The sequence below is a fragment of the Pseudomonas sp. R84 genome (assembly GCF_009834515.1).
Classification (GTDB): domain Bacteria; phylum Pseudomonadota; class Gammaproteobacteria; order Pseudomonadales; family Pseudomonadaceae; genus Aquipseudomonas.
This window is the reverse complement of the sequence record NZ_CP019426.1, coordinates 1,912,716-1,925,072: the sequence shown is the minus strand read 5'-3', so window position 1 is coordinate 1,925,072 and position 12,357 is coordinate 1,912,716. Positions and strand designations below refer to the sequence as shown.

11 protein-coding genes are annotated in these 12,357 nt (G+C 57.5%); 1 reads left to right on the top strand and 10 read right to left on the bottom strand.

Annotated features, from left to right (window positions below; genetic code table 11):
- Positions 1 to 15: 15 nt before the first annotated feature.
- A complete protein-coding gene (locus PspR84_RS08705) occupies positions 16 to 468 on the bottom strand; it encodes a PaaI family thioesterase (RefSeq protein ID WP_160056876.1) in 453 nt (150 codons plus the stop codon).
- A complete protein-coding gene (locus PspR84_RS08700; RefSeq protein ID WP_160056874.1) occupies positions 465 to 941 on the bottom strand; it encodes a PaaI family thioesterase in 477 nt (158 codons plus the stop codon). The genes PspR84_RS08705 and PspR84_RS08700 overlap by 4 nt, the downstream gene beginning before the upstream one ends.
- A gap of 158 nt (positions 942 to 1,099) precedes the next feature.
- Here PspR84_RS08700 and PspR84_RS08695 point away from each other — a divergent pair, with 158 nt between their 5' ends.
- A complete protein-coding gene (locus tag PspR84_RS08695) occupies positions 1,100 to 1,336 on the top strand; it encodes a hypothetical protein (protein ID WP_007959016.1) in 237 nt (78 codons plus the stop codon).
- 78 nt (positions 1,337 to 1,414) lie between these two features.
- Here PspR84_RS08695 and PspR84_RS08690 read toward each other — a convergent pair whose 3' ends face one another.
- The 8 genes from PspR84_RS08690 to PspR84_RS08655 all read right to left on the bottom strand — a co-directional run bounded on the left by PspR84_RS08690 (position 1,415) and on the right by PspR84_RS08655 (position 12,348).
- A complete protein-coding gene (locus PspR84_RS08690; protein ID WP_095119944.1) occupies positions 1,415 to 1,816 on the bottom strand; it encodes an MAPEG family protein in 402 nt (133 codons plus the stop codon).
- The gene (locus tag PspR84_RS08685; RefSeq protein ID WP_095119943.1) at positions 1,816 to 2,553 is read right to left on the bottom strand and encodes a DUF599 family protein; all 738 of its coding nucleotides are present in this window, start codon (positions 2,551 to 2,553) and stop codon (positions 1,816 to 1,818) included. The genes PspR84_RS08690 and PspR84_RS08685 overlap by 1 nt, the downstream gene beginning before the upstream one ends.
- A 203-nt stretch (positions 2,554 to 2,756) precedes the next feature.
- The gene (gene brnQ / locus PspR84_RS08680; protein ID WP_141126766.1) at positions 2,757 to 4,070 is read right to left on the bottom strand and encodes a branched-chain amino acid transport system II carrier protein; all 1,314 of its coding nucleotides are present in this window, start codon (positions 4,068 to 4,070) and stop codon (positions 2,757 to 2,759) included.
- Positions 4,071 to 4,485: 415 nt separating this feature from the next.
- Positions 4,486 to 5,367 (bottom strand): succinate--CoA ligase subunit alpha, encoded by an 882-nt coding sequence (gene sucD / locus PspR84_RS08675; RefSeq protein WP_008082972.1) that lies wholly within the window; start codon positions 5,365 to 5,367, stop codon positions 4,486 to 4,488.
- A complete protein-coding gene (gene sucC / locus PspR84_RS08670; protein WP_007919879.1) occupies positions 5,367 to 6,533 on the bottom strand; it encodes an ADP-forming succinate--CoA ligase subunit beta in 1,167 nt (388 codons plus the stop codon). Before sucC ends, sucD begins: the two co-directional genes overlap by 1 nt.
- Before the next feature lie 182 nt (positions 6,534 to 6,715).
- Entirely contained in the window at positions 6,716 to 8,152 is a 1,437-nt protein-coding gene (lpdA, locus tag PspR84_RS08665) for a dihydrolipoyl dehydrogenase (protein ID WP_077571707.1), read from the bottom strand.
- A 98-nt stretch (positions 8,153 to 8,250) separates the two neighbouring features.
- Positions 8,251 to 9,474 (bottom strand): 2-oxoglutarate dehydrogenase complex dihydrolipoyllysine-residue succinyltransferase, encoded by a 1,224-nt coding sequence (odhB, locus tag PspR84_RS08660; RefSeq protein WP_077571706.1) that lies wholly within the window; start codon positions 9,472 to 9,474, stop codon positions 8,251 to 8,253.
- Between the two features lie 42 nt (positions 9,475 to 9,516).
- On the bottom strand, positions 9,517 to 12,348 hold the full coding sequence (locus PspR84_RS08655) for a 2-oxoglutarate dehydrogenase E1 component (RefSeq protein ID WP_160056872.1): 2,832 nt from the start codon (positions 12,346 to 12,348) through the stop codon (positions 9,517 to 9,519).
- Between the last annotated feature and the right edge of the window lie 9 nt (positions 12,349 to 12,357).

Below are 12,357 nucleotides of genomic sequence, written 5' to 3'. Positions count from 1 at the left end.
AGTTTGGGGCGCTGTTCAGGATTTCAAGGGCTCATCGATTTTGAAGTGCGCGCGGGCGGTGGCAATCGGTTCGCTTTCGGTGCTTTGCCAAGCAGTAATGGCGACGTTAGCCACGCGCCGGCCGTGGCGGCAGACCTGACACTTGGCCCAGGTATCGCGGAACTGCCCGGCGCGCAGGTAATCGAGGGAGAAATCAATGATCTTCGGCACGCCCGGCGTTTCGGTAAAGATCAGCAAATGAAGTGCCGCCGCCAGCTCCATGAATCCGGCGATCACCCCGCCATGAATTGCCGGCAATAAAGGGTTACCAATGTTGTCTTTGTTCGCTGGCAGCTTGAACAGCAATTCATCGCCGACGCGTGAGCATTCGATGCCGATCAGCCCGGCGTAGGGAATCAACTGCAACAGCGGCGCGTAGTCGCCCTCAGCGTGAGCCTGCTGCAACTGCTGTTTCAGATCATCGCTCATTGCCCTGCTCCCTTGATCGCGCCGCCGAAGCCTTTGGTGCCTTTAAGGCCCTTGCCCATGCGCATGAACGTACCGACGACGTGGGCGATGGGTTGTTCGGGATTGTCCTGATAGGCGAAACCACGAGCGAAGATCACATCGGTGGTTACCCGGTAGCACTGGGCGAAGCCATAGACGTCTTTGTTCGGTTCGGCGGCGTGCATATAGTCAATGCGCAAATCGAGGGTCGGGCAGACTTCGAATTCCGGCAACACACAGAGCGTCGACATCCCGCAAGCGGTGTCCATTAACGAGGTAATTGCGCCACCATGAATAACCCCGGTCTGCGGATTACCGACGATTTGCGGACTATAAGGCAGGATCACCGTGAGCCCTTCGCTGGAGGCTTCATGTACTCGCAAACCAAGTACCTGACAGTGTCTTAACGCTGAAAGAAATCTCGTCGCGCGCTCAAAAACGGGGTTTTCAGCCATATGATAATTACTCTCGTTAAAGCCATTGGCCAGTAGTAGCGAACAGACCAAAAGTTCCGTAGCAAAACAAACTTATATATCTGACACAAATGAGGAACTTAACCTGTAGCGCCAAGCTCTTAAGGCCAGTAGTTATTTTCCATAAGGAGAAACACCCCATGCGTAAGACTTTAGCTATTGCCTTGATGTTGACCGCTTCCCTCGGTCTCGCTGCCTGCGATAAAAAATCCGAGGACAAAGCTCAAGATGCCAACCAACATGCTGAACAAGCTCAGCAAGACATGAACAAAGCTCAGGATAAAGTGAACGACGCTGCGAAAGAAAACGCCGAAGCTGCCAAAGCTCAGGCTGAATCGAACGCCGCCGCGCAAGAAGAAGCTGCCAAGAAGCAATAATCCGCTTTTTGCTGCAGAAAAAAGAAAACCCGCCAAGCGCGGGTTTTCTTTTGCCTGTCATTTAGCGCCAGGCTCACCTTAGAGCAAGACAGTTCTAAAAGTCGGACTAATCATCAACAACAGCGAACAGACTAAACCAACTAGCCACACCAGACTGCGCAGCTTGGGCAGATCGGCCAGATAGAACCACAAGTAGAGGATCCGCGCGATCACGAAGATGATCGCCAATGTATCGATCAGCCAGCCTGCCGTTTGCGTGGTGTGCGCCATCAACACACCGACTGCGAACAGGATGAAAGCTTCGATACTGTTCTGGTGAGCCGCCAGCGCCCTCGCACCGTAACCGGTCAGCTGCGCCTGTTGCTGGCGCGGCAGGTGATTGTTGTACCCCCCCTGTTCTTTCATCGCTTTGCCCACCGGCATACGCGCGATATAGATCATCAGTGCACTGATAAACACACACCAGAACGGAATACTCATCAAGCAGCCTCTTTGTTCGCCTCGGGGATGGGCGCCTCTGTAGGGGTATAGACCATTACATCGAGAACGTCGGAATGAAACTCGCGGCGATACAAGACCAATACCACCCCGGCGCTCATGAGCATGAACAACCACGGGCTGACAAACCAGGCCAGCATGGTCATGCCGAAGTAGTAGGAGCGCAGCCCGAAGTTGAACTGGTTGGCCGCCATCGAAATCACCCGCGCCGCCCGCGCAGCGAAAGCCTTGCGCTCCTGTTCGGAGACATGTCGCTCACCGATCATTGGCGCCGAGCCGACCAACACGGCCGCGAAGTTGTACTGACGCATGCACCAACTGAAGGTAAAGAACGCGTAGACGAACACCATCGCCAGACACAGCAACTTGATTTCCGACATGCCCTGCGACGCCTGTTGCACCATCGGAATATCTGCCAGCAACGACACTGCCCGCTCAGATGCGCCAAGCACGGTGAGAATGCCGGCGAGGATGATCAATGTGCTGGAAGCGAAGAACGAGGCGTTGCGCTCAAGGTTACCGATCACACTGGCGTCGGCGATGCGGTTGTCACGCAGCAGCATGCGGCGCATCCAGTCTTCGCGGTACAGGTGCAGCACACTCGCAAGACATGCTGTATCGCGGCCCTTCCAAGAGGCATAACGGGTATAACCACCCCAGCAGATGACGAACCAGACGGCGGCGAGCAGGTGGATCAGGTTGGCTTGGATGAACGACATGCAATTCCTTGTGAGGTGTGTACACGCACTGATTACTTGTGGGAGCGAGCCTGCTCGCTCCCACATTGAGATTTCGGCAACCCTTCGACGTTAGCTCAGGGAAAAAGACACTGCCTGACGCGCATAAAAAATGCCCCGTATCGATTGATACGGGGCATTTCTGTTTAAGCGTTGAAGACCCGCTTATGACGGGTCAGACAACGTCAGGCAACGGCTTCGCTGCGCTTGCCCAGCAGGCGATCGCAAACCACCGCGACCACCAGGGTCATCACGCACGGCACCAGCCATGCCAGGCCCTGCTCGCTCAGCGGCAGGTGGGACAACTGCGATGGCATCCAGCCGGCCAGACCAGCGCCTTTCAGCGCGTCGATGGTGCCGAAGATGAACGACACCAGCATCACCGGACCGAGAATGCGGCCGTGCTCATGCCAGAAGTCTTTGCAGAAGCTCAGCGCCACCAGCACGATGCACGGCGGATAGATTGCGGTCAGCACCGGAATCGAGAACGCAATCAGCTTGGTCAGGCCCAGGTTGGACACCAGCAGCGAGAACGCCGCCAGAATGATCACCAGGGTCTTGTAGGACAGTGGCAGCACGCGGCTGAAGTATTCGGCGCAAGCACAGGTCAGGCCGACCGCTGTCACCAGACACGCCAGCGAGATCAGCACCGCGAGGAAACCGCTGCCCAGCGAACCGAAGGTGTGTTGCACATACGCGTGCAATACTGCCGCGCCATTGGTCGCGCCAACCGCCACTTCATGGCTACCGGAACCGAGACGGAACAGGCTGATATACACCAGCGCCAAACCGACGCCGGCGATCAGGCCAGCGATGATCGCGTAACGGGTGATCAACGCCGGCGACTCGACGCCACGGGAGCGGATCGCGTTAACGATGACAATGCCGAACACCAGTGCCCCGAGGGTATCCATGGTCAGGTAACCATTGATAAAGCCTTGGGAGAACGGTGCCGCGACGTATTCCGGCGTGCCGTGGCCGATGTCACCTGCCGGCAGGGCAAATGCAGCAATGCCGAGGACTGCCAGCGCGATGATCTTCAATGGCGCAAGGAAGCGGCCAACGGTGTCCAGCAAACGCCCAGGGTAGAGCGAGATGAAGAACACCAGCAGGAAGTACACCGAACTGTAAAGGAACAGTGCCAACGGGCTTTCGCCGGTCAGCGGCGCCAAGCCTACTTCAAAGGATACGGTCGCGGTACGCGGCGTGGCGAACAACGGGCCGACTGCCAGGTAGCAGGCAGCCGCCAGAATGCCGCCGGCAATCTTGCCGATCGGGCTGCTCAGCGCATCCATCGCCCCACCGACCTTGGCCAGTGCAACGACAGTGATCACCGGCAAACCCACCGCGGTGATCAGGAAGCCCAGCGCGGCCATCCAGACGTGAGGTCCGGCCTGCAAACCCACGATCGGCGGGAAAATGATGTTGCCAGCCCCGACGAACAGGGCAAATGTCATAAAGCCAAGTGCCAGGATGTCCTGACCTTTCAAAACTTTCATTAAGGTAATACCACACTACTGAATCGGAATTTAGAGGGGGATTGCCCTGTGTAATTAGGGAAATGCTGTCGATCCGTATGGGACTGACCCTTAAAGCGCGTTGCATGCCTTGTGGGCGGCAGACGCAAAAATGGCTGCTAGCCTAACGAATTTGCCGTGTAAACGCACTGTTAGAGGGCGAACTATCCGATACGCGACGTTTCCGTGTCGCGTTTACGTATTTATTTTTCGTTGGTACGGCAAAGATCAAAAGATCGTCCGATCGCGGCCCGAGCCTTCGGCAGCTCCTACAGGAGATTGCGTTCCTCTGTAGGAGCTGCCGAAGGCTGCGATCTTTGATCTTCTGATCTGCAGAAACGACAAAGGCCACCCGAAGGTGGCCTTTGTTTGGTGAAGCGTCAGCTAAGCGCGAGGCTTACTTGACAGCCCAACCGGTCAGCTCGGCCAGGGCCTTGCCGATGTCTGCCAGCGAACGCACGGTTTTAACGCCTGCGTCTTGCAGCGCAGCGAATTTCTCGTCTGCAGTGCCTTTGCCGCCAGAGATGATTGCGCCAGCATGGCCCATGCGCTTGCCCGGAGGAGCAGTCACACCAGCAATGTAGGAAACAACTGGCTTGGTCACGTGTGCCTTGATGTAGGCAGCCGCTTCTTCTTCAGCCGAACCGCCGATCTCACCGATCATGACGATCGCTTCGGTCTTCGGGTCTTCCTGGAACAGCTTCAGGATGTCGATGAAGTTCGAACCCGGGATCGGGTCACCACCGATGCCGACGCAAGTCGACTGACCGAAACCGGCGTCAGTGGTCTGCTTCACAGCTTCGTAGGTCAGGGTGCCGGAACGCGAAACGATACCGACCTTGCCTGGCAAGTGAATGTGACCTGGCATGATGCCGATCTTGCACTCGCCCGGAGTGATAACGCCTGGGCAGTTAGGGCCGATCAGGACTACGCCCAGCTCGTCGCACTTAACTTTAGCGTCCAGCATGTCCAAGGTAGGAATGCCTTCGGTGATGCAGACGATCAGCTTGATGCCGCCGAATGCCGCTTCCAGGATCGAATCTTTGCAGAAAGGAGCCGGAACGTAGATCACGGAGGCGGTAGCGCCAGTGGCTTCTACTGCGTCTTTAACGGTGTTGAACACTGGCAGACCCAGGTGCTCGGTGCCGCCTTTGCCAGGAGTAACGCCACCAACCATTTTGGTGCCGTATTCGATGGCTTGCTGGGTGTGGAAACTACCTTGCGAACCGGTAATACCCTGGCAGATAACTTTGGTGTCTTTATTGATCAGGACGCTCATTATTTGCCCTCCGCAGCTTTGACAACTTGTTGAGCAGCGTCGGTCAGGCTGGTAGCAGCGATGATGTTCAAACCGCTTTCTGCCAGTACTTTAGCGCCCAGCTCAGCGTTGTTGCCTTCAAGGCGAACAACAACCGGGATTTTCACGCCGACTTCTTTCACAGCGCCAATGATGCCTTCGGCAATCATGTCGCAGCGAACGATGCCGCCGAAGATGTTGACCAGTACTGCAGCGACGTTGGTGTCGGACAGAATGATCTTGAACGCTTCAGTTACGCGTTCTTTGGTAGCGCCACCACCTACGTCGAGGAAGTTGGCTGGCTTGCCGCCATGCAGGTTGACGATGTCCATGGTACCCATGGCCAGGCCAGCACCGTTGACCATGCAGCCGATGTTGCCTTCCAGTGCTACGTAGTTCAGTTCGAACTTGGCAGCGTGCGCTTCGCGCGGATCGTCTTGCGACGGATCGTGGAAAGTTTTCAGCTTAGGCTGACGGTACATGGCGTTGGCGTCGATGTTGATCTTGGCGTCCAGGCAGTGCAGATCGCCGTCAGCCTTGATCACCAGCGGGTTCACTTCCAGCAGAGCCAGGTCGTGATCCTTGAACAGCTTGGCCAGACCTACGAAGATCTTGGCGAACTGAGCAACCTGTTTGCCTTCCAGACCCAGCTGGAATGCCAGCTCGCGACCCTGGAATGGCTGAGCGCCAACCAGTGGATCGATAGTGGCCTTGAGAATTTTTTCTGGAGTGTCGTGAGCGATTTTCTCGATGTCCACGCCACCTTCGGTGGAAGCCATGAACACGATGCGACGGCTCGAACGGTCAACGACAGCGCCCAGGTACAGCTCTTTAGCGATATCAGTGCACGATTCAACCAGGATCTTGGTGACTGGCTGGCCATTGGCGTCAGTCTGGTAAGTCACCAGACGCTTGCCCAGCCATTGCTGTGCGAAGGCTTTGGCGTCTTCTTTGCTGCGAACCAGCTTGACGCCGCCCGCTTTACCGCGACCACCGGCGTGGACCTGGGCTTTGACAACCCACTCACTGCCGCCGATTTTGTCGCAAGCTTCTGCTGCTGCTTCCGGGGTGTCTACTGCGTAACCAGTGGAAACTGGCAGGCCGTATTCAGCGAACAGCTGCTTACCCTGATACTCGTGAAGATTCATGCTTTTTACCGTCTTCGTTAGGTACTGCGCATTCGGCGCTGCGCTCGTTTGAGTGCCGCGCCACCTGTGACTGCTGCTTGCGTAGCTGAGCTACGCAAGACTGCGTCCAGCGGACATTCCGCGGTGAGACTTGCTCGCAAGGCTCACGACGGGCCGTTACCGCCGTGGTTTCTTATTGTCTGTTAACGCTTTTTGCGGTTGGCAATGTGGATGGCACCGCCATTCACAGCCAGAGCAGCTTCGTGCAAGGCTTCAGACAGGGTCGGATGGGAGAAAACCATCATGCCCAGATCTTCAGCGCTGGTGCCGAATTCCATACCGATCGCGCCCTGCTGAACCAGTTCTGCAGCGCTCGGACCAATCACGTGCACGCCCAATACGCGGTCAGTCTTGGCATCAGCGATGACCTTGACGAAACCACCGGTATCGTTGGCAGCCATGGCACGGCCGGAAGCGGCGAACGGGAAGGTGCCGACGTTAACTTCAACGCCTTCAGCTTTCAAGGCCTGCTCGGTTTTGCCAACCCACGCGATTTCCGGGTGAGTATAAATAACCGAAGGGATCAGGTCATAGTTCATCTGGGCTTTGTGGCCCTTGATGCGCTCGACAACCATGATGCCTTCTTCCGATGCCTTGTGAGCCAGCATCATGCCGCGAACCACGTCACCGATGGCGAAAACGCCCGGTACGGTGGTCGCGCAGTGATCGTCAACGTGCACGAAACCGCGCTCGTCGAGGGTCACGCCGCTGTCGGAAGCCAGCAGATCAGTGGTCACCGGACGGCGACCAACGGCTACGATCAGCTTGTCGAAAGTGATGGTCTGTTCGCCGTTGGCATCGGTGTAGTTCACAACGACTTCGTCGCCGTTGACTTTCGAGCCGGTCACGCGAGCACCCAGTTTGATGTCCAGACCTTGTTTGGTCAGGGTTTTCAGGGCTTCCTTGGAAACAGCGGTGTCCGCTGCCATCAGGAAAGTGTCCAGTGCTTCCAGGACAACCACTTCCGAACCCAGACGCGACCACACCGAACCCAGTTCCAGACCGATCACGCCAGCGCCGATCACGCCCAGACGCTTAGGTACGCTTTGGAATTCCAGTGCGCCAGTCGAATCGACGATGACTTTCTGATCAACCGGAGCCGGTGGAATGTCGATCGGACGCGAGCCTGGAGCCAGGATGACGTTTTCAGCTTCGATGACTTCAACCGAGCCGTCTGGCTTGGTGACTTCGACTTTCTTGCCAGCCAGCAGTTTGCCGTGGCCCTGAATCGAAGTAACGCCGTTGGCCTTGAACAGAGTGGCAACGCCGCCGGTCAGGTTCTTGACGATGCCAGCCTTGCGGCCAACCATCGCAGCGACGTCCATTTTGACTTCGCCAGTCGAGATACCGTGAACGTTGAAGCTTTCTTTCGCTTCCTTATATTTCCAGGAGCTGTCGAGCAGCGCCTTGGAAGGAATGCAGCCCACGTTCAGGCAGGTGCCGCCCAAGGCTTGCTTGCCTTCTGCGTCGGTGTACTTCTCGATGCAGGCAGTGGTCAGACCCAGCTGCGCCGCCTTGATGGCAGCCACGTAGCCACCAGGGCCAGCACCGATCACTACTACGTCAAATTTCTGCGACATTCAAAAATCCTCTTTTTTGCAGCAAGCGTGAAGCCGCAAGCCTCAAGCCAAACTGCGGTTACTCGCAGCTTGCAGCTTGAGACTTGCAGCTGCTTCTATCAAATATCCAGCAACAGACGAGCCGGATCTTCCAGCAGGTTCTTGATGGTCACCAGGAAGGTCACAGCTTCTTTGCCATCGATCAGACGGTGATCGTAGGACAGTGCCAGGTACATCATCGGACGGATAACGACCTGACCGTTGATGGCCATAGGACGCTGGATGATGTTGTGCATGCCCAGAATCGCTGCCTGCGGCGGGTTGACGATCGGGGTCGACATCATCGAACCGAAGGTACCACCGTTGGTGATGGTGAAGGTACCACCGGTCATCTCGTCCATCGACAATTTGCCGTCACGGGCTTTCTTGCCGAAAGTGGCGATGCCGCCTTCGATTTCAGCCAGGCTCATCAGCTCGGCGTTACGCAGAACCGGAACAACCAGGCCACGGTCGCTGGAAACGGCAACGCCGATGTCCGCGTAGCCGTGGTAAACGATGTCGCCGCCGTCGATCGACGCGTTGACAGCCGGGAAGCGTTTCAGCGCTTCGGTGGCCGCTTTCACGAAGAACGACATGAAGCCCAGGCGTACGCCGTTGTGGGACTTCTCGAACAGGTCTTTGTACTTCGAACGCAGGGCCATGACTTCAGTCATGTCGACTTCGTTGAAAGTGGTCAGCATCGCCATGTTCGACTGAGCTTCAACCAGACGCTTGGCCACGGTGGCACGAACGCGGGTCATCGGTACGCGCTTCTCGATGCGGTCGCCAGCAGCGAACACAGGAGCAGCAGCCGATGGAGCAGCAGCCTTGGCAGGTGCGGCAGCCGGAGCGGCTTTCTTGGCAGCAACCGCTGCAACCACGTCTTCCTTGGTCACACGACCGCCCTTGCCGGTGCCGGCAACGGAAGCGATGTTGATGCCGTTTTCTTCAGCCAGCTTGCGCGCAGCCGGTGCAGCAACAGGATCATCTTCGCCTTCGGCAGCAGCCGGTGCAGCGGCAGCAGCGGCCGGAGCAGCAGCGGCGGCTGGAGCAGCGGCAGCAGCGCCGCCAGCTTCGATGGAGCCCAGCACTTCGTCGGACAGAACGGTGTCGCCTTCGTTCTTGACGATTGCGCCCAGCACGCCGTCGGCGGTGGCCAGCACTTCCAGTACGACTTTGTCGGTTTCGATGTCGACGATCAGGTCGTCACGCTTGACGGCGTCGCCCGGTTGCTTGTGCCAGGTGGCAACGGTGCCATCGGCAACCGATTCCGGGAAAGTGGGGGCTTTGATCTCGATAGCCATTATCTGTGGTTCCTTAAATTCGGTTTCAGGTGCGCGAAGGCATTAAATGGTAAACGCGGCTTGCAGGAGTTTTTCCTGCTGCTCGGCGTGCATCGATGCGTAACCACAAGCTGGGGCAGCAGAAGCCTCACGGCCCGCGTACTCAAGTACGAGAGACTTGTCGAGGTTCCCGATGCTGCGACGCAAGTGGTGCTGGCTGCAGTACCAGGCGCCCTGGTTCATCGGCTCTTCCTGACACCAAACGGCATTTTTGACGTTGGTGTATGGAGCCAGGACTTCTTTCAAGTCGTCCTCAGGGAATGGGTACAGCTGCTCGATACGCACGATGGCGATATCTTCACGGCCTTCGGCACGGCGTTTTTCCAGCAGGTCGTAGTAGACCTTGCCGCTACACAGAACAACACGCTCGACCTTTTTCGGGTCCAGGGTATCGATTTCCGGGATCACGGTCTGGAACGAACCTTCGGCCAGATCTTCCAGGGTCGAGATGGCCAGTTTGTGGCGCAGCAGCGACTTTGGAGTCAGCACGATCAGCGGCTTGCGCAGCGGACGAATCACCTGACGACGCAGCAAGTGGTAGATCTGTGCTGGCGTGGTCGGTACCGCTACCTGAATGTTGTGCTCGGCGCACAGTTGCAGGTAACGCTCAAGACGTGCCGAGCTGTGCTCAGGGCCCTGACCTTCGTAACCGTGTGGCAGCAACATGGTCAGACCGCAGAGACGGCCCCACTTGTGCTCGCCGCTGGTGATGAACTGGTCGATTACAACCTGTGCACCGTTGGCGAAGTCGCCGAACTGGGCTTCCCAGATCACCAGCGCATCCGGCGTGGTGGTCGAGTAACCGTATTCGAACGCCAGTACCGCTTCTTCCGACAGGAACGAGTCGTACAGGTCAAAGCGTGGCTGACCGTCGTACAGGTGCTGCAGCGGAATGTAGGTGCCCGCGTCTTTCTGGTTGTGCAGCACAGCGTGACGGTGCGAGAACGTACCGCGGCCGATGTCCTGACCGGTCATGCGGATCGGGTGACCTTCGAACGCCAGGGTCGCGTACGCCATGGTTTCGGCGTAACCCCAGTTGATCGGCAGGCCGCCGGCTTGCATCTTCTGACGGTCTTCGTAGATCTTCGAAACCTGACGCTGAACCACGAAGCCTTCTGGAATTTCCAGCAGCTTGGCGGACAGTTCTTGCAGGGTCTTCAGATCAAAGCGGGTGTCGTGACGCGCAGTCCAGGCGTGGCCCAGATACGGACGCCAGTCCACGAACAACTCTTTGTTCGGCTCTTTGACCAGCGATTTCACTACGTGCAGACCGTTGTCCAGCGCGTTGCGGTATTCGTCGACTTTCGCCTGAACACGCTCTGCGTCAAGCACACCGCCCTGGGTCAGACGATCAGCGTACAGCTCACGAGTGGTGCGCTGTTTGGTGATCTGCTGATACATCAGAGGCTGGGTGCCGCTTGGCTCGTCGGCCTCGTTGTGGCCGCGACGACGGTAGCAGACCAGATCGATGACCACGTCACGCTTGAACTGCATGCGGTAGTCGATGGCCAGTTGGGTCACGAACAACACGGCTTCCGGATCATCACCATTCACATGGAGGATCGGCGCCTGGATCATCTTGGCAACGTCGGTGGCGTACTCGGTGGAACGCGAGTCCAGCGGGTTGCTGATGGTGAAACCAACCTGGTTGTTGATCACGATGTGCACGGTACCGCCGGTCTTGAAACCGCGGGTCTGCGACATCTGGAAGGTTTCCATGACCACGCCCTGACCTGCGAATGCAGCGTCACCGTGGATGGAGATCGGCAGAACCTTCTCACCGGTCGGGTCGTTACGACGATCCTGACGGGCGCGAACCGAACCTTCTACCACCGGGGAAACGATTTCCAGGTGGGACGGGTTGAACGCCATGGCCAGGTGAACTTCACCGCCGGCGGTCATCACATTGGACGAGAAGCCCTGGTGATACTTAACGTCACCGGAACCCAGCTCGACCTTCTTCTTGCCTTCGAACTCGTCGAACAGCTCGCGCGGGTTCTTGCCGAAGGTATTGACCAGCACGTTCAGACGACCACGGTGGGCCATGCCGATGACAACTTCCTTGGTGCCGTAGGAACCGGAACGCTGGATCAGTTCGTCGAGCATCGGAATCAGGCTTTCGCCGCCTTCCAGACCGAAACGCTTGGTGCCCGGGTATTTGGTGCCCAGGTATTTTTCCAGGCCTTCACCGGCAGTCACGCGCTCAAGCAGGTGGCTCTTGATGTCGGCGGAGTACGTCGGACGACCGCGCACGCTTTCCAGACGCTGCTGGAACCACTGGCGCTGCTCGGAATCGGTGATGTGCGTAAATTCAGCGCCGATGGTGCGGCAATATGTCTGCTGCAACGCTTCGTGAATTTCGCGTAGGCTCGCTTCCTCTTTGCCGATGAACAGGTCGCCGGCACGGAAGGTCGTATCAAGATCGGCATTGGTCAAGCCGTAATGATTGATCGACAGGTCTGCAGGTGCAGGACGCTGCCACAGCCCCAGCGGGTCAAGCTGGGCTGCCTGGTGGCCACGCATACGGTAGGCCTGGATCAATCGCAGCACTTCAACTTGCTTCTTCTCGTGCTCACTGCTCACGCTGCCGGCGGAAACCGGTTGAGCGCGGCGCTGGTTCTTTGCCAGCAGCACGAAATGATCGCGAATTGTCGAGTGCGAAACATCAGTGGCAGAGTTGCCGTCGGCAGGCAACTTCTGAAAGTAGGTGCGCCACTCTTCTGGCACAGCGTTAGGGTCGTGCAGGTAGAGCTCATAAAGCTCTTCCACATAGGCAGCGTTTCCACCTGAAAGGTAGGCGCTGTTCCACATGCGCTGCATCACGCTTTCTTGCATGCTTGGTCA